Raw genomic sequence first — 17,326 nt, forward strand, 5'->3', positions numbered from 1 at the left:
CCGAACACTTTTCGGGCAGCACGAAGACACCTGAGTACTCCGTGAGACCGAGAGATTCGGTGTGAGCGCGGTGGGCGCGACGCCGCACCAGCGCAGGATCCCCGACAGATCATGTGGACGAGATCGACGGCTCGATCGGCCGTCGGCGCGACAGACGTTCCGTCCGTCGCGAGGTGTCTAACTGATGATCGTTCCTCCAACGTCGCGGCCGAGGCGTACTGCCGATGCCCCGGCTTTGTTGTCTGTTACATCACATGGCGCCTGTCCATGCCTTGCAGACACTATGCCGTCGGTTAATAAAAAGAAACTTTTTCCGCTAAAAATATCGGACGAGCGTCCAGTCTGCTCCGAGGTGTCCCCACGACCTGGGCAGCAGTGTGTGCTCGACCACACCGTGGTCGGCTTTGTGATCTAGCACACTGCTCGATGGGGAGACTATGAGCCGAAACGTTGCATCTGCGTTGCATCGGCACCGAGGCGCCGGTCCAACACCCGGATCTTGGCCTCGATCTGCGCATACAGCGGTGAGTCACGGTCGACCGTCGCCCGGTAGGCGGCCCACGCGGCGGCGTCGTCACGGCCGTCGGCGCCCGCGGTCCACCGGCGCAGCACGCCCGGATCGCCGGAAGCGAGCACGGCGGTGCGCAATCGCACCCGCAACTCGTCGCGGATGTCGCAGATGCCCGGCGCGGAGGAGCGCGGCAGCACCGGACCGGCGTAGAACCGCAATGCGGTTTCGATATCACCGGAGTCGAGTGCCGCCCGCAACGCCTCCACATCGGTTGCGACATGCACGCGCAGACGGTAAGGGCGCGATCCGACCACGGAGGCACCGATCACCGACCGCAATCGCGACATCGCCGCGCGGATCGTGCCGTTGTCCAGATCCGTGTCGTCGAGCAGCAGCGCCAGATGATCGGCGCCGAGCCCTTCGGGATGCTCGGTGAGCAACAGCAGGATCTCGGCGTGCCGTTGCGAGAGCGGCACCCGCTCCCCCGCGGTACTCAATTGCGGCTGGCCGAGTCCGAGGACCTCGAGCCCGAGGCGGGCACGATCGGGGTCGTCGGGCTGGTGCGCGGGCACGGCCGTCACGTCGCCACGACCGGCGCGCATCGCGCGCAGCACCAGGTCCATCTCGGCGGCGGTCGCGGCGGCCTTGACCAGCGCGAGGATCTCGGGCTTGGCCACCCGCATACCGCCCGCAATCATCAGCACACCGATCAGGCGGCCGTCCGGCTCGTGCACGGGGGCCGCGGCGCCGGTGATCTGGTGCATGCGATGCAGGAAATGTTCGGGTCCGTGGATCCAGGTCGCGCGGCCCGTGCGCACGACGAGACCGACGGCATTGGTGCCGACGCGGCGTTCGCTGAGATCGTCGCCCTCGCGCACGCCGATCTCGGCGACGGCGGCGACCTGGTCGGGATGGCCGTGCACCGAGAGCACGCGGCCGAACTGGTCGGCCACGGTCACGATCAATCCGGCGTGCGCCGCGTCCTGGACCAGCAGTTTGTCGATCAGCGGCATGAGGGCGGCGATGGGATGGGCATCGCGATAGCGCGCCAGGTCCGCACCACGCAGACCCCGACCGTCCAGCACGTCCGTTGGATCGACTCCGCCGCGCACACTGCGCAGCCAGGATTCGAGGACGAGCGGACGCAGCAGGCCGGCCAGCTGGGTCAGCTGTTCACCACCGGCACTGAGATATCCATGGGCCTGTGCGGCATAGGCTTCCAGAGCTCCGAGCTGAGCGCCCGCCTCCGCTGCCTGCCGTGGGGGCCGCCCACCTGCAAGATTGCTGACCATTTGCCTTTCTTTCCCGATACAAACTGTACCGGTGAGTTATCGGCCCAATCGCCAGAAGTGTGGGTTTGTCCGGCAGGTCACATCGTGGTATCAGCCGTCACTTCGTCACACTGCCATGCATTCGGCTATGGCCGCGGCCTGCATCACCACCGTGGCCTGCGGACCACGGCCCAGCGGGACCGGCACGATCGACAGATCGGCGACCGTCAGCGCGTCGATGCCGTGCACTCCACCGAGCTCGTCGACCACGGCGCGCTCGTCGCCGGCGGGTCCCATTCGGCAGGTGCCCGAGAGATGCTGGGAAGTGCCCAGGTGGGCGCGCAGCCAGTTCTCGTCGACCGTATCGGGGTTCAGGCCGAGTAGCTGGGTGGCCAACTCGACGCCTGCGCGCAGGGCGGAACGGTCCCGCGCGGCGCGCAGGTAGCCCTGGTCGATGCGCGGCGGCACGGCCGGGTCGGCGGAGACCAGGGTCAGGTTCCCGGTCGATTCCGGGCGCATGAGCGCCACCCCCAATCTGCGCAGACCCGGCGTGAACATCGGGGTGTAAGGACGCAGTTCGAGATCGCCGAATTCGAGGACGTATTCGAGGGCGACCGCCGAGGTGGCCGGCGCGGGCCCGGCGAATTCGATGCCGATCTCGGGATGATCGGTACACCAGGCGCCCACCGGGGCGGGCTGGACGACCGGCACGCCCAGCGACCGCAGCTGTGGTTCGGGCCCGATCCCGGACCGGATCAGCAGCGCCGCCGACTCCACCGCCCCCGCGCACACCACCACCCGATCGGCACAGGTTCTGCCTCGCTCACGACCACGCGCCCACTTCACCCCGATCACCCGCGTGCCGCGCAGGAGCAGCCGCGTCACCATCGTCTCGCCGGTGACCGTCAGGTTGGCTCGACCGAGAGCCGGATACAGATGAGTGACAGCGGGTCCGGCCCGGCGCCCCGCTGACACCGCCAAGGGCACCCGGCCGTATCCCGCCCCGGGTCGCGTGTCCGTGGGTTCGGGGAGAGCGTTGAGGTCTGCTCGCTCCGGGAATCCCGCCGCCGCACAGGCCGCGGCGAACTCGGCGCTGAACGGTGTGGGGTCGGTCGTGCGCTGCACCGGGATCGGGCCGCTGTCTCCGTGGCCGGGCGCGGTGCCGAAGTCGAGGTCGTGTTCCAGGGCGCGGAAGATCGGCACGACCGCGTCGAAGGACCACCGGGGACTGCGGGCCTCGGCGCTCCACGCGGCGAAGTCGGTGACGGGTGGGCGAACGAAGTAGCTGCCGTTGATCGCGCCGGAGCCGCCGATCAATTTGCCGCGCACCAGGTTTCCCGGGTATCGCCACACCACGGAGGAGTCCGGGCCGACCGGGAGGTGGCCGGGATCGCGGAGTTCGGCGGGCAGGTCGGTGAGTGCCGGCCAGACCGGACCGGCCTCGAGCACTCGCACGGTGTGTTCCGGATCGGCGCTGAGCCGGGCGGCGAGCACGCAGCCCGCCGACCCGGCGCCGACGATGAGAGTGCTCGCCACGCGGCCGAACTCAGCTGGGCGGAACGTGCGGCTTGAGCGCCTCGAAGCTGCGGGCCCGGATGACGCCGAGCCACAGGCCACTGCCGTAGGCCACATCATCGATGCGCTTGTAGGCCACGTACCGCACCGGATCGAGGCCACCGGAATCGCGATGGGTGAACCAGTCGGCCAGCCCGTCGGCGAGCGCCATGGTGACGGCGATCTTCCTGATCCGGCTCGACAGCAGCACCGCCAGCAGCGTCACCGGCCAATAGTCCCGGCACATCGCCGAGGCCAGCCGCCACAGTCCGGCGAAGAAGCCGCGGGCCAGATAGACCGCCGCGATACGGGTCGGGTTGTCCAGTTCGGCGAAGACGCGCCGCAGCCGGATCAGGGCGGTGCCGAGGGTGACCAGTCCGCCGAGCAGCCCCCACTTGGACAGGGTCGCGAACAGCAGGCTGGCCAGCACGGTCCAGGTGGGCACCGACAGCGGCGAGACCATGCCCGCGTGCCGCTTGCCCAGCGGCGCGGCACCGGTGCCGTAGAACATCCGGCGCCCGAACCAGGCGCGGAAGCCGACCCGGTGATCGTGGGCGACGTGCGCGGCGGGCTCGTAGCGCAGCCGCCAGCCCGCCCGTTCCAGCCGCCAGCACAGGTCGACGTCCTCGGCCACCTGCATCGACTCGTCGAAGCCGCCCTCACCGAGCAGCGCGGCCCGGCGCGCCAGCAGCGCCGCGCTCGGCACATACGACACGACCCCGCGCGCGTGCACCGCCGACTCACGCCGACCGAGGTCGAGCGAGGACCGGGTGTGCTCGTAGCGGGCCAGCGCGTTGGACTCCTTGTCCAGCGCGACGATTCGCGGGGCGACCAGCGCGACCTGCGGATCACTGAAGTGCCCGAGCATCACCTCGAGCCACCCGCTGCGCGGCACCACATCGGAGTCGAGGAAGGCGACGAAGCCCGTTGTCGCCGCCTGTAATCCGGCATTCCGGGCAGCGGCGGGGCCGAGCGGGCGCTCGTGACGAAGCACCGTCACCTGGCCGCGGCCCTGGCGCGGCGGGATGCGCACCGGCTCGTCGGAACCGTCGTCGACGACGATCACATTGTGGCCGCGCAGGGTGGCGAGTAACCGCAACAGCCCGTCGGCGTTGTTGTAGAGCGGGATGACGATGGTGATGTCGTCGAGGGAGGGCAGCAGTCGCGGACGCGGGTTCGCCACACCGGAATCGAGCAGGCGGCGAGCGACGATCGCGGACTTGGTATCGGTCACCTCCAGGTACCCGTCGCCGATCAACTCGGCGGCCTCCGGGGCCAGGCGCAGCATCCGCGCGGGGGATCCGCCGATCAGGATCCGCCCCCCGGAAAATGCGCGTACCCGTGGATCGATCCGTACCCCGAAGCCGTCGGGCAGACGATCATGGCGCATTCCTCGCATGCTATGCGCAATTGGCCTTCCAGACATCATCACCCCACAAAAAAGGAGGAAAGTCCGCCCGAAATGCCGCCGTGACCGATAGCCAGCCCCATGAACAAGATCGGCAGCGCACTTCTGGCAACCGGGTTCGGCTCAGCCGAGCGGACTCTCGTTGCACGCCTTGGCAGGCGGGCGCTTGACGGTCAGCGGCAGCGACACCCGACCACGGGTCCGTACCGGGCGCGAATGGTCGACCGCGGGTCGCGGAATGGTGCGTCCCGGCAGGGACAGTGCCGCTTCGCCGTAGCCCTGCACGCATTCCGGATCGGGTCCGTTGGCGGGCAGGCCGGTGAAGAACTTGGCCGCCATGCAGCCGCCGCGGCACGCGTCGTAGTGCGCGCACTTGGTGCAGGCGCCACCGTCGACCGGCTCGCGCAGTTCGGCGAACAGCGACGAGTTGGTCCACACCGAGTCGAATCCGCCCTCGGTGACGATGTTTCCGGCCTTGAACCGGTCGTGGATGGCGAACGGGCAGGCGTAGACGTCACCGACCGGGTCGACCAGGCACACCACGCGACCCGCGCCGCACATGTTCAGCCCGGGCAGCGCCGAGCCGAAGGCGGACAGGTGGAAGAAGGAGTCGCCGGTGAGCACGCCGTCGCCGTTGCGGACCAGCCAGTCGTAGAGCTCGCGCTGCTGTTCGGGCAGCGGGTGCAGTTCGTCCCACACGTCGGCGCCGCGGCCGGACGGGCGAAGCCGGGTCAGGCGCAGGGTGGCGCCGTAACGGTCGGCGATGGCCTTGAATTCGTCGAGCTGGCCGATGTTGTGGCGGGTGGCCACGACCGAGAGCTTGGCGTCGGTGAAGCCGGCAGCGGCCAGGTTCGACAGGGCCTTGATGGCGGTGTCGTAGGAGCCGGGACCGCGCACGTGGTCGTTGACCTCGGCGGTCGCGCCGTCGAGGGAGATCTGCACGTCGACGTAGTCGCTGGCGGCCAGCCGCGCGGCGACCTCCTCGTTGATCCGAACGCCGTTGGTGGAGAACTTGACTCCCACGTGGTGGGCGGTGGCGTAGTCGACCAGCTCCCAGAAGTCCGGGCGCACGGTCGGCTCGCCGCCGCCGATGTTGACGTAGAAGATCTGCATGCGCTCGAACTCGTCGATCAGCGCCTTGCATTGCTCGGTGCTCAGTTCGTTCGGGTCACGCCGTCCGGAGGAGGACAGGCAGTGCACGCACGACAGGTTGCAGGCGTAGGTGAGTTCCCAGGTCAGGCAGATCGGTGCCGCCAGACCCGATTCGAAGCGATCGATCAGCCGGCCGCCCTGCGGGGCGCCGGTCGGGGCAGGCATGCTCACCGCCGTCACCGGGGTGACCGGGCCCGGCGCGGGCACGATCATGTCGGTGTCGGCGAGCTGGGCGAGCGCCTTGATGTGAGCGTCGGAGCCACCGACCCCCTTGGCGCGCAGCGCCGCCCGCATCGAAGGATGCGCGGGCAGCGACTGCACCACGTCGACCAGATCGCGGCTCTTGAGGAACGAGAGCTTGCGGGTGCCGAAGTGATACAGCAGCGCTCCGAAGGATTCCGGCCGCAGGGAGACCCGCGGATGCAGCGCCCAGCGGGTGTCGAGATCGAGCACGCCTGCCTCCATGATCAGTACACGCCGCACATGCCGTCGATGCTGACCTCTTCGATCAGCGTCTCGGTGACCAGGTCCTCGTCGGTTTCGACGGTCGCACGCGTCGCGTTCTCTGACATGACTACCTCCATTGTGTTGCCGGTCACCTCGGACCTTAACGTCAGTCACTGCCATAAAGGAGCGGAATCGAAAATCTCGCTGCCCGCCGACCACCGATCCGCACAGCCGCCCCCGCGATGTGCGCACCCCTTTAGACTTCCGAGAGCAGACGGGAACGGGTCGGACGGCCCGGTGTCAGTAGAGGTGAGGCAAAAGCTTGCGTAACCACGGTGGGGCTGGGAGCGGGGCGAATTCCACGCTGTCGGAGTCGGAGATCGTCGAAGCGGCGTTGCGGGTCGTGCGCGAGGACGGCGTGGAGAAGCTGTCGATGCGCAGACTCTCGCGCGAGCTCGGCGTCTCGCCGATGGCGCCGTACTACTACGTGGCCGACAAGCGTGAGCTGCTCGATCTGGTGGCCAGCGCGGCGCTGCTCGGCGTGCGCAAGCCCGCGCCCGAGTCCGGCCCGTGGCAGGTGCGCCTGCGCGATCTGATCGATCAGATAGACGATAAACTGCGCAGGCATCCCGGCCTGGGCGACATCCTGCTCGAGCAGATGCTCGGCAAGCAGCTCGACCTGATCGACGCGGTGATGGAGATCCTGTTCGACGCGGGCTTCAGCGACCGCAACGTGCTGGCCGCCTACGCGACCATCCACACCTACCTGTTCGGCCGCAGCCGGGTGAATCCGCGCGACCGTTCCGCCCCCGCTGACGTGCTGTTACCCGAGGCCGTGGCCCGCGCCACCAAGTACATGCCCGACCTGCGCGGCAAGTACTCCTACGACTTCGGGATGGAGGTGTTGGTCGCCGGTCTCGAGGCACAGCTTGCCCTGCAGGCGCGTCCCGACCTAGCATGAAACTGAAACACGTTCTAGTTTTGTTCGAGAGGACGACATGACCACAGTCGAGGTTCCGCACGGTTCGCGCTCGGTGGTGCTGCGGGTGGCCGCGGTGATCGCCGAGACGGCCGACACCCACTCCGTGGTCTTCGAGGTGCCCGACGAACTCCGCGAACGTTTCCGTTATCAGCCGGGCCAGTTCCTGACCGTGCGCATCCCCAGCGAGCAGACCGGTTCGGTCGCCCGCTGCTACTCGCTGGCCAGCTCGCCGTTCACCGACGATCTGCCCAAGGTGACGGTCAAGCGTACCGAGGGCGGTTACGGCTCGAACTGGCTGTGCGACAACATCTCCGCGGGCGACGAGCTCGAGGTGCTGCCGCCCTCTGGGGTGTTCACCCCCAAGAACCTCGACGAGGACCTGCTGCTGTTCGGCGCGGGCAGTGGCATCACCCCGGTCATGTCGATCCTGAAGTCGGCGCTGTCGGAGGGCTCCGGCAAGATCGTGCTGGTCTACGCCAACCGCGACGCGGGCTCGGTGATCTTCGCCGACGAGCTGCGCGAACTCGTCGGCAAGCATCCGCAGCGACTCACCGTCATCCACTGGCTCGAACCGCTGCTCGGGCTGCCGACCGCCGACATGCTGGCCGGGTTGGTCGCGCCCTACACCGCCTACGAGGCGTTCATGTGCGGGCCCAAGCCGTTCATGGACCTGGTGCACGACGCGCTGGCCGCCCTCGAGGTGCCGCGTGCGCGCACCCACGCCGAGGTGTTCAACTCCCTGGCCGGTGATCCGTTCGCCGACCACGCGCCCGCCGAGGTGAGCGAGGACGAGGCGGCCGATGCCGCGACCGTCGAGGTCGAACTCGACGGGCAGGTGCACGAGCTGTCCTGGCCGCGCAAGCAGACGCTGGTCGACATCATGCTGAGCAAGGGGCTCGACGTGCCCTACTCCTGCCAGGAGGGCGAGTGCGGGTCGTGTGCCTGCACGGTGCTCGAGGGCAAGGTGGAGATGGACAACGCCGAGATCCTCGATCCCGAGGACATCGAGAACGGGTACATCCTCGGCTGCCAGGCGCGGCCGGTGACGGATCGGTTGAAGATCCAGTTCTGAGCTTCAGCGCATCGCCCGGTAGGCGGTGCGCTGTTCCGGAGTGAGGTGTTCGGCCGCGTAACTCAGTGCGGTGCGGCCCATCTCGGCGGCGTGTGCGTCGAGGAACCCGGTGAGCACCGCTCGGTCGACGCGTTTGCCGACCTCGCGCAGCATCCAGCCGAGGGCCTTCTGGATGAGATCGCGGCGGTCGGTGAGCAGGATTTCGGCGAGTTCCAGCGTGGTGCTCGGATCACCCGCCTTGATGAAGGCGAAGGTGGACAGCAGGGCCACTCGCCGCTCCCACAGTGAATCCTGCCCGGCGAGCTGGAACAGCAGGGCGCGATCCTGGTCGAGCAGCCAGGGACCGATGATGTGTTCGGCGGAGGCGTCGACCAGGTCCCAGTTGTTCACCCTGCCCCGGCGCACGGCCGCGAGATAGAGCTCGACCATCTCCGCGCGGGCGCTGTCGTCCCGGGTGCGCGGCTTCGACGCGGCGGCGAAGCGGAGGTTCAGGACGAACAGGGCCGTGAGGCGTTCCTCGTGGACGGGGCTGTCGAGGAGTTCGTCGATCTGCTCGAGTGGCAGGGTGGCGAACTGTTTCGCCACTTTCCGGCTCGCGGGGACGCGGACGCCGAGGAAGACGTCACCCTCGCCGTATTCGCCGGGAGCGGTCTTGAAGAAGCGTTGCAGGTTCCCGGCGTCCTCGGGATCCGCCAGCTCGGTGAGAGCCTTGCGCACCTGTGTAGCGGTGGGGAGCTCGGACACTGCGCACCTCCGGAGTCGACGGGTTCCATCCGCATTCAACTCCGGGGGACCGACAATCCGGCGTAGGTGTCACGGCAATCGGCCACGTCGACGGCCGCGGAATCCGCCTGCGGCCGACACCGCTCAGTCCGGAAGCGCTCCGAGCAGTCGCCCGGACTCGAATGTCGCCGCGCCGGCGGGCAATTCGCCCGGCTGCCCGCTGGTGCGGACCGTGACGGTGCCGTTGCCGGTGGTGGGGCGGCCGAGTTCATCCATCTTGCGGATCGTCTGGGCGGCCACGGCCTGGGCGCTGTCGAACAGGCGTACGCCGTCCGGCAGCGCAGCCACGATGGCGTCGATGACCAGGGGATAGTGCGTGCAGCCGAGGACAACACCCTCCACATCGGCGGGGGTGCGCGCCGCGGCGTCGGCGATGGACTCACCGATGGCGGGCAGGTCACCGCGGTCGATCGCGTCGGCCAGCCCGTGACAGGCCACCCCGACCACCTTCGCCTCGCCGCCGAACCGGGCGATCAGATCGGCCTGATAGCGGCTGGCGGTCGTCGCCGCGGTCGCCCACACCGCCACCGACCGGCACTGCGCCGCCGCAGGCTTGATCGCGGGCACCGTCCCGATCACCGGCACCGACTCCCCCACCGCGGCCCGCACATGATCCAGCGCCGTCACGCTCGCGGTATTGCACGGCAGCACGATCACCTCGGCCCCCAGCTCGAGCGCCTGCCGCGCGGTGTCGAGCACCCGGTCGACCACCCACTCCTCCGGCTTGGGCCCCCACGGCGCGCCCTCGGGGTCGAGCAGCAGCAACAGATCCACATCAGGCCGCAATTTGCGCAACCAAGCAGCCGTAGGCAACAGGCCAAGGCCGGAATCGATGAGCGCGACGATCACTGGTCCACCGTATTACAGCGCGGTGTTCGGCCCGTCGCGACCGTGTCCGGACCGCGCTCCTCGGCGATTCTCGACCGTGGGTCGGGGCCAGGAGAATCGAACCCCTGGCCCCGCTGTCGGGTTGCGCTACGAGGTGGGCGCCAAGAGATCGGCGACCGGGGTGGGGGTGGCGAGTTTGGCGCGGAGTTTCATTACCTGGGAGGTGAGGCCTGCGCCGAGGACGGCGGTGAGGATGCCGTCGCGGGAGTAGTAGGCGAGGAATTTGCGGCCGTCGTCGGTGACGATGGTGACGTCGTCGGTGGCGGCGGGGGTGCCGAGGGCCTGGATCTTGACGTCGTACTGGTCGCTCCAGAAGTACGGCACGCGAGCCGCGGTGGGGGCCGGTCCACCGAGGAGTGCGGTGACCAGGAGTTTGGCCTGTTCACCCGCGCTGGTCCAGTGCTCGACGCGCTTGCGGACGCCGGTGTCGTGCTGCCAGGCGGCCACGTCGCCGACGGCCCAGACGGCCTCGGCGGAGGTGCGGCCGACCTCGTCGGCGAGCACGCCACCACCCGCGGCAGGCTCGGCCAGCTCGATGCCGGAATCGGCGAGCCAGTCGGTGACCGGAACCGAACCGACCCCGATGACGACCAGGTCCGCGTCGAGTTCGGTGCCGTCGGTGAGCAGCGCGCCACGCACCCGCCCGGACTCGTCGGCGCGCAGCGTGTCGACGCCGGTGCCGCAGCGCAGGTCCACTCCCTCGGCCTGGTGCATCCTGGCCACCAGCGTGCCGATCTGCTCGCCGAGCACCGAGGCCAGCGGGGTCGGCTGCGGCTCGACGAGGCTGACCTCGACCCCGGCGGCGCGGAAGCTGGCAGCGAGTTCGCAGCCGATGAACCCGGCGCCGATGATCAGCGCCCGGCTCGCGCCGTCGAGTTCGGCGCGCAGGGTTTCGGCATCCTCGTGGGCCCGCAGGACGTGCACACCGGCCGCCGCGGACAGGCCGGGCAGGCGGCGCGGGCGCAGACCGGTCGCGATGATCAGCTGGTCGTAGGCGATCGCGGTGCCGTCGGCGAGGGTGATCGTGCGCGCGGCGGTGTCGACGCCGGTGACGGCGGTGCCAAGGCGCAGCTCGATGTTCTTGTCCGCGAAGAACTCCGGCGGCCGCAGCGTGGTGTCGTCGGTCTCGCCGCGCACGAACTGCTTCGACAGCGGCGGGCGATCGTAGGGCGGGCGCGTCTCGTCGCCGAGCAGCAGCACCCCACCTTCGTACCCGGCCCGGCGCAGTTCCTCCGCCGTACGCAGGCCTGCCAGACCCGCTCCGACGATCACGATGGGCGCGCTCATAGATGTGTCCTTCTGCTGTGTCGCGGGCCACTACGGCCCCCAGATGTTTGTACCAGTGCGCGAGGACACCTGTGACACCCACGTCGCAACCCAACCGTGCCGGTACCGGTATCGACCGGGCGGTCAATCAGGAGTAGACCGAGGTCAGAGGTATTTTTCAATTCGGATTCAGTCTCGATGAGGAGGCACTCCAATGTTCAACGACAGCCGCGCACAAGACTTTCTCGCCGTCGTACTCGGCGCGTTCACCGCACTCTCGCCCCTGTGGCTCGACACCAACAGCAATGCCCGCTGGACGCTCATCGTGCTCGGCGTGCTCATCGCCGCGACCGGGCTGATCCAGATGGCCAGGGCGAGCATGGCCGGCGCCGACTACGCGATGGGCCTGTTCGGCGTGCTCCTGTTCATCTCGCCGTGGGCCATGAGCTTCACCGCGTTCAGTGGTGCGTCCTGGACCGCGTGGGTGGTCGGGGTGGTGACGGCGGTCGTCGCGGTCGCCGCGCTGCCCGCGATGTCGCAGCGCCTGCACAATATGGCTCCCCATCACTGATGCCGGGCCGACGAGTCGGGCGCCGCAACGCGAAACGCGATGGCGACGCCCGGCAACTCATTCTGGATGCCGCCGAAAACCTGTTCGCCGCACAGGGATTCGATGCGACGCCGACCGCCGCCCTGGCGGCGGCCGCCGGGGTGCCCAAGGGGCTGGTCTTCTACTACTTCCCCACCAAGAACGCGATTCTGTCCGCGCTCATGCGCGAACGCGTGCCCGAGCACCCCATCACCGACATCGGCTCCGTCGTCGCCCCCGGTGACCCCGCGGCCAGCCTGATCAATCTCGACACCGCGCTCAACCTGCGCGACCACCACTCCTCGGTGCTGCGCGTGATCATGTGGCGCGAAGCCGACACCCATCCCGACGTCCGCCGCAGGCTGCGTCTACTGCGCGATCAACTCCTCGACGTCACCGCGCACGTCCTCGAGGCCAGCACCCCCACCCCGATCCGCCCCGGCACCCTGCGTGCCTGCGCGGCCGCCTGGGTCTCGGCCATGTTCGCCATCGCGGGCGCCGATCGGCTGCACGCCCTCGACGGCCTTCCCGTCCCCACCGTCGACGATCTGACGAATGTCGCTCAGGTCGTCGCGGCGGGCATGACCCAACTCGGCTGAGTACCGGGCGCGGGGATCACGACTCGTTCCAGCGGGTGGCGTCGTTGGCGGCGAGGACACGACGCAGGAGGTCGGTCAGGGTCTGCTGTTCCGCGGTGGAGAGCGCGTCGAGGAAACCGCGTTGCGATGCCATCGCCACCGGATGCAGTTCGTGCGCCGCGGCCTCGCCCGTGTCCGTGAGGGCGATTCGGTTGCGGCGGCGGTCGGCCGGATCCTGGGCCCTGGTCACCAGGCCGAGGCGCTGTAGCTCGTCGATCCGGCCGACCAGGTGGCTCTTGTCGAGGTCGAGCGCGTCGGCCAGTTGCTGTTGCGACAGCGGGCCGAAGTCGTCGAGTGCGCTGAGCACGGCCTGGTGGCCCAGCCGGAGTCCCCGTTCGGCCAGTGCGGTCTCCAGCTGCTGACGCCCGAACTTCGACACCTGCGAGGCCAGATACGAGGGCTGGGCGAGCAAGGATGGCGGGCGCTGCCGGTGGACTGCCATCAGGCGACTATAACGGTCGCCAAAACTGTTGCCTCTCGCTACTATTGTGTCAGGCAACTACAAAGGACTGGCGCATGACCGACAAATCGAGCCTCGCACTGCTGACCGGCCCCGCTCCCCGACCTCTCGTGGACGGCACGCTCCTACTGCTTCGCCTGTCCCTGGGCGTGATCTTCTTCGCGCACGGCTGGGACACCCTCCAGAACCTCGGCATCGCCGGGACCATCGACCTCCAGCGCGAGTCGGGAATTCCGCTCCCGGAGCTGGCCGGCCCGTTCACCGTGTTCGCCGAACTCATCGGCGGCCCCCTGCTGGCACTCGGCGCGCTCACCCGCCCGGCCGCCGCGGCACTGGGGGTGGTCATGGCCGGCGCGATCGCGTTCATCCACGCGCCGCACGGCATCTTCGTCGAAAACGGTGGTGTCGAACTGGTTCTCGTCCTCGCCGCCGCCTGCCTGGTACTCGCCGTACAGGGCGCGGGGCGGTTCGGTGTCGACGGGCTGATCGCGGCCCGCCGGTCCACCCAGACCCGCCGGAGCATTCCGGTATGACCCCGAATCGCCGAACCGTCCTGACCGCGCTCGGGCTGGGACTGGTGACCGCGGGGTGCGGAACCGACCGCCCGAGCACGTCCGCACCCCACCGCGAGAACGTCACGCCCGGCTGCGTACTCACCCCACAGGGCACCGAAGGCCCCTACTACGTGGACACCGACCTGGTCCGCGGCGACATCAGCGAGAACAAACCCGGCACACCACTGACCCTCCGCATCACCGTGGTCGACGCGAGCTCATGTCAACCACTGCGCGCCGCCACCGTGGACATCTGGCACGCCGACGCGAGCGGCACCTACTCCGCCCTCACGGACGACAGCCGCTACCTGCGCGGAATCCAGCCCACCGACGACACCGGCCGCGCGACCTTCTCGACGATCTTCCCCGGCTGGTACGACAACCGCACCGTCCACATCCACCTGAAAGTGCACCTCGTCGGCCGCGAAATCCACACCGGCCAACTGTATTTCGACGACGAGACCACCACAACGGTCGCCGCCCGCACCCCGTACTCCACCCGCACCGAACCCCGCACCCACAACAACCAGGACTTCCTCTTCCGCCGCGGCACCGCCCACGCCCTGCTGACAGTCGTCCCCACCCCCGACAACGGCTATCAGGCCGACATCACGGTCGGCGTCATGACATAGCGCGTCCCACCGCCGACCTGGCAGTGCCCACCGTGACGACCTGGTGGGTGTCAGGTCGTCGCGGTGGGCACGGGACAGTTCGGTGGTGGGCTCACGCTCGGGGGCCGACGGGGAGGTCGGTGGCGAGGGTTGTCGGCTGGTGGGCGTCGGAGCCGGCCGGTGTGGTGCGGCGCAGGATGCGGAAGGCGAGTAGGGCGACGAGGGTGTGGATGGCGGCTGCGGTGAGGGCGACGATGTGCAGGCTGTCGACGAAGGCGGTGTGGGCGGCGGTGAGTTGTGCGGGGAGGAGGGTGGGGAGGGCCAGTGTCTCGCCGAGGGTGGGGGCCAGGTCGGGGCCGGTGAGGCGGAAGAGGAGGGCGGCCAGGGAGCCGAAGAGGGCGATGCCCAGGGCATTGCCCAGTTCGTTGCTGGTTTCGGCGAGGGCGGCGGCGGAGCCCGCGCGTTCGGCGGGGACGGCGGCGACGGCGATGTCGGCGACGACGCTGAACGAGATGCCGTAGCCGACACCGGCGATGACGGTGGCCGCGAGGTACCAGGCGATGCCGTCGGCGGTCCCGGTCGGGAGCAGCGCGAGCAGTCCGACGGCGATGAAGACGTGCGCGGCGACCAGCGCGGTCGACCGGCCGACGCGCTCGACGACCATCGGCGTCACCACGGCGGTGGCGGTGAGGACCAGCGCACCCGGCACGGCCAGCAGGGCGGCGCGGGCGATGCTCATGTCCAGGATCGACTGGAGGTAGGTGGCGGTCAGGTAGGCGGTGGCCGACCAGGCGGCCAGCGGGAGGAACCCGGTGAGGATCGCGATGGCGAACACGGGATTGCGGAACAGGCCGAAGTCGATGAGCGGCAAGGTGATCCGGAACTGGCGCCGCACGAACCACGCCAGCAGGACCAAGCCGACGAGCCCGATGACCAGCCCGTCCACCGACACGCCCGCGGCGGCAGCGTGTTTCACGGCGTACATGGTGAGCAGCAGCCCGGCCGCCGAGGTCAGCACGCTCAGCACGTCGACGCCGCCGGTGCGGGTGGTGCGCACCTCACGGAGCAGGATCGGCGCGAACACCAGGAAGGCGAGCAGCACAGGCAGATTGATCAGGAACACCGAACCCCACCAGAAGTGGCTCAGCAGCTGTCCCGCGACGATCGGGCCGATGGCGAATCCGGCGGCGAAGGTGGCGGCGAAGATGCCGATGGCCTGCGCCCGTTTGCGCGGATCGGTGAACAGGGTGCTCAGCACCGCGAGCGCCGAGGGCAGCAGCGTCGCGCCCGCCACGCCCATCACGATGCGCAAGGCGATCAGCATTTCGGGGCTGGTCGCGAAAGCCGCCGCGGCCGAGGCGATACCGAACGCGCCCGCACCGATCATCAACAGACGCAGGCGGCCGTAGCGGTCGCCGAGGCTGCCGAACGCGATCAGCAGTGAGCCGACGGCGAAGCCGTAACTGTCGAGGATCCACAGGGATTGGTCGGCGGTGGGGGTCAGCGCGTCGGTGAGCGTCGGCATCGCCAGGAACAGGATCGAACCGTCCATCGCGACGAGCAGGACGGGGCCGAGGACAACAAGGAGCCCGAGCCAGGCACGCAGCTCGGTGGGAGCGAGTCGTTGTTTCATGCCACTGAATCTGCGGCTCCGCGCCGAGGACAACCAGCCCCGGCGATGGGTACACCTGGCAGGGATACCCACGGCCCGCCCGCGCTCCCTACGATCGAGGACATGGAACTCGAGAGCCTCGGCGCATTCCTGAAGACCCGCCGCGACCGGATCACCCCGGCCGCGATCGGCCTGCACACCTACGGCGCCACCCGCCGCGTGCCCGGCCTGCGCCGCGAGGAACTCGCCCAGCTGGCCGGGGTAAGCGCCGGCTATTACACCCGGCTGGAACAGGACCAGGCGGGCACGGCCTCCGAGCAGGTCATCGACGCCATCGCCCGGGTGCTGCGGCTCGATCAGGCCGAGACGGCCCACCTGCACAATCTCGCCGGACGGCCGAGCACACCGCGCCTGGTCACGCCCGAGGTGGAACAGGCCAATCCCCGGGTCCTCGCGCTGCTCGAGGCACTCGGCGAGACCATGCCCGCGGTGGTCCTGGGCCGGCGCGGCGACGTGCTCGCCTGGAACCGGACCGGCCACGCGCTCTTCGCCGAGCACCTCGACTTCGACGCACCCGCCGATCCCGACCGGCGCCCCTCGATTCCGCGCCAGTTCTTCCTCGATCCGCTCACCAGGGACCTGCACCGCAACTGGGCCGAACTCGCCCGCATCCACGTCGCTTACCTGCGGCTCACCGCGGGCCGCCACCCCACCGACGCGCGACTGGCCGAACTGATCGGCGAACTGGCCATGCGCAGTAGCGAATTCGCGACGCTGTGGGCCGAGGGCGAGGTGGCCGACTGCACCGTCGGCAGGATGCGACTGCATCATCCGACGGTCGGCGGCGCCGATGTCGACTACCAGGTCTGGCTGCAACCCGACAGCGCCGACCACCGGCTCGAGGTCTACACCCCGCGCGATGCGAGCTCGGCCGACGCGCTGCGGCTGCTCGCCAATGGCGTCGCACCGGCCGATACGACGTCGCCGCGAGCGCTCACCCGGGCATAAACCCGCGGCGCCGACCGTTCCTTTCGAACAACCGCCTTCGCACCCACAGGAGACCTGCCGTGTCAGAAGAAGCGTTCGATCCGAATGTGTTGCTCGCCGAGGCCCGGCTGGGGGTGCTCGCGACGATCAAGAAGGACGGTCGGCCCCAGTTGTCGCCGGTGACACCGTATTTCGATCGCGAGGCGGGGATCATCTACGTGTCGATGACCGAGGGCAGGGCCAAGACGGTGAACTTGCGACGCGATCCTCGGGCGGCGTTCGAAGTGACCAGCGCCGACGGATGGGCATGGGCCACGGCGGAGGGAACCGCGACGCTGATCGGGCCGGGTGGTGACCCGAACGGACCGGAGGTCGAGGCGCTCGTCGACTACTACCGGGCGGCGGCGGGCGAGCATCCGGATTGGGACGAGTACCGCGCGGTGATGGTGTCGGATCGGCGGGTGCTGATGTCGCTGGCCGTGGAGCACGTCTACGGGGCCCGGATTCGCTGAACCGGCACGCTCCGTCAGGTGTCAGTAGC

Annotated in this window: 18 protein-coding genes; 8 read left to right on the forward strand and 10 right to left on the reverse strand. The window is 69.2% G+C overall.

Annotated features, from left to right (window positions below; genetic code table 11):
* Nucleotides 1–435 precede the first annotated feature (435 nt).
* The 5 genes from ACFVVM_RS14160 to mftA form a co-directional block, all read right to left on the reverse strand.
* Complete coding sequence (locus tag ACFVVM_RS14160) at nt 436–1,803, reverse strand: GAF domain-containing protein (protein ID WP_387617444.1); 1,368 nt, start codon at nt 1,801–1,803, stop codon at nt 436–438.
* A gap of 105 nt (nt 1,804–1,908) precedes the next feature.
* Entirely contained in the window at nt 1,909–3,318 is a 1,410-nt protein-coding gene (mftG, locus tag ACFVVM_RS14165; RefSeq protein ID WP_387617446.1) for a mycofactocin system GMC family oxidoreductase MftG, read from the reverse strand.
* A gap of 10 nt (nt 3,319–3,328) precedes the next feature.
* Nucleotides 3,329–4,726, reverse strand: a complete 1,398-nt coding sequence (gene mftF / locus ACFVVM_RS14170) for a mycofactocin biosynthesis glycosyltransferase MftF (protein WP_387617447.1) — start codon at nt 4,724–4,726, stop codon at nt 3,329–3,331.
* 141 nt (nt 4,727–4,867) lie between these two features.
* Nucleotides 4,868–6,361, reverse strand: coding sequence for a mycofactocin radical SAM maturase (gene mftC, locus ACFVVM_RS14175; RefSeq protein WP_387619200.1), 1,494 nt, complete (start codon nt 6,359–6,361; stop codon nt 4,868–4,870).
* A gap of 2 nt (nt 6,362–6,363) precedes the next feature.
* Nucleotides 6,364–6,468, reverse strand: coding sequence for a mycofactocin precursor MftA (gene mftA / locus ACFVVM_RS14180; protein ID WP_156910620.1), 105 nt, complete (start codon nt 6,466–6,468; stop codon nt 6,364–6,366).
* A gap of 197 nt (nt 6,469–6,665) precedes the next feature.
* On the opposite strand from mftA, the gene mftR2 reads away from it, so the two are divergent.
* Both mftR2 and ACFVVM_RS14190 read left to right on the forward strand, forming a co-directional pair.
* Nucleotides 6,666–7,304 (forward strand): mycofactocin system transcriptional regulator MftR2, encoded by a 639-nt coding sequence (gene mftR2, locus ACFVVM_RS14185; protein WP_387617450.1) that lies wholly within the window; start codon nt 6,666–6,668, stop codon nt 7,302–7,304.
* Nucleotides 7,305–7,341: 37 nt separating this feature from the next.
* Complete coding sequence (locus ACFVVM_RS14190; RefSeq protein ID WP_387617452.1) at nt 7,342–8,397, forward strand: 2Fe-2S iron-sulfur cluster-binding protein; 1,056 nt, start codon at nt 7,342–7,344, stop codon at nt 8,395–8,397.
* A gap of 3 nt (nt 8,398–8,400) precedes the next feature.
* Here ACFVVM_RS14190 and ACFVVM_RS14195 read toward each other — a convergent pair whose 3' ends face one another.
* The 3 genes from ACFVVM_RS14195 to ACFVVM_RS14205 form a co-directional block, all read right to left on the reverse strand.
* A complete protein-coding gene (locus tag ACFVVM_RS14195; protein WP_387617454.1) occupies nt 8,401–9,141 on the reverse strand; it encodes a DNA alkylation repair protein in 741 nt (246 codons plus the stop codon).
* Nucleotides 9,142–9,264: 123 nt separating this feature from the next.
* Nucleotides 9,265–10,029 carry a glutamate racemase gene (locus ACFVVM_RS14200; RefSeq protein WP_387617456.1) on the reverse strand — a complete coding sequence of 255 codons (765 nt, stop codon included), beginning with the start codon at nt 10,027–10,029 and terminating at the stop codon, nt 9,265–9,267.
* A gap of 126 nt (nt 10,030–10,155) precedes the next feature.
* On the reverse strand, nt 10,156–11,355 hold the full coding sequence (locus ACFVVM_RS14205) for an NAD(P)/FAD-dependent oxidoreductase (protein ID WP_387617458.1): 1,200 nt from the start codon (nt 11,353–11,355) through the stop codon (nt 10,156–10,158).
* 193 nt (nt 11,356–11,548) lie between these two features.
* Here ACFVVM_RS14205 and ACFVVM_RS14210 point away from each other — a divergent pair, with 193 nt between their 5' ends.
* Nucleotides 11,549–11,905 (forward strand): SPW repeat protein, encoded by a 357-nt coding sequence (locus ACFVVM_RS14210; protein ID WP_387617460.1) that lies wholly within the window; start codon nt 11,549–11,551, stop codon nt 11,903–11,905.
* Nucleotides 11,905–12,522, forward strand: coding sequence for a TetR/AcrR family transcriptional regulator (locus ACFVVM_RS14215; RefSeq protein ID WP_387617462.1), 618 nt, complete (start codon nt 11,905–11,907; stop codon nt 12,520–12,522). Before ACFVVM_RS14210 ends, ACFVVM_RS14215 begins: the two co-directional genes overlap by 1 nt.
* 16 nt (nt 12,523–12,538) lie before the next feature.
* Here ACFVVM_RS14215 and ACFVVM_RS14220 read toward each other — a convergent pair whose 3' ends face one another.
* The gene (locus ACFVVM_RS14220) at nt 12,539–13,003 is read right to left on the reverse strand and encodes a MarR family winged helix-turn-helix transcriptional regulator (RefSeq protein ID WP_387617464.1); all 465 of its coding nucleotides are present in this window, start codon (nt 13,001–13,003) and stop codon (nt 12,539–12,541) included.
* 74 nt (nt 13,004–13,077) lie between these two features.
* Between ACFVVM_RS14220 and ACFVVM_RS14225 the strand changes: the two genes are divergently transcribed.
* Nucleotides 13,078–13,554 carry a DoxX family protein gene (locus ACFVVM_RS14225; protein ID WP_387617466.1) on the forward strand — a complete coding sequence of 159 codons (477 nt, stop codon included), beginning with the start codon at nt 13,078–13,080 and terminating at the stop codon, nt 13,552–13,554.
* Nucleotides 13,551–14,207 carry an intradiol ring-cleavage dioxygenase gene (locus tag ACFVVM_RS14230; protein WP_387617468.1) on the forward strand — a complete coding sequence of 219 codons (657 nt, stop codon included), beginning with the start codon at nt 13,551–13,553 and terminating at the stop codon, nt 14,205–14,207. Before ACFVVM_RS14225 ends, ACFVVM_RS14230 begins: the two co-directional genes overlap by 4 nt.
* A 91-nt stretch (nt 14,208–14,298) precedes the next feature.
* On the opposite strand, the gene ACFVVM_RS14235 is transcribed toward ACFVVM_RS14230, so the two are convergent.
* Entirely contained in the window at nt 14,299–15,819 is a 1,521-nt protein-coding gene (locus ACFVVM_RS14235; RefSeq protein WP_387617470.1) for an MFS transporter, read from the reverse strand.
* Nucleotides 15,820–15,921: 102 nt separating this feature from the next.
* On the opposite strand from ACFVVM_RS14235, the gene ACFVVM_RS14240 reads away from it, so the two are divergent.
* Both ACFVVM_RS14240 and ACFVVM_RS14245 read left to right on the forward strand, forming a co-directional pair.
* Nucleotides 15,922–16,806 carry a helix-turn-helix transcriptional regulator gene (locus tag ACFVVM_RS14240; protein WP_387617472.1) on the forward strand — a complete coding sequence of 295 codons (885 nt, stop codon included), beginning with the start codon at nt 15,922–15,924 and terminating at the stop codon, nt 16,804–16,806.
* 59 nt (nt 16,807–16,865) lie between these two features.
* Complete coding sequence (locus ACFVVM_RS14245) at nt 16,866–17,297, forward strand: PPOX class F420-dependent oxidoreductase (RefSeq protein ID WP_387617474.1); 432 nt, start codon at nt 16,866–16,868, stop codon at nt 17,295–17,297.
* Nucleotides 17,298–17,326 lie beyond the last annotated feature (29 nt).

The organism is Nocardia sp. NPDC058176, from assembly GCF_042883805.1.
In the GTDB taxonomy this organism is placed as follows: Bacteria; Actinomycetota; Actinomycetes; order Mycobacteriales; family Mycobacteriaceae; genus Nocardia.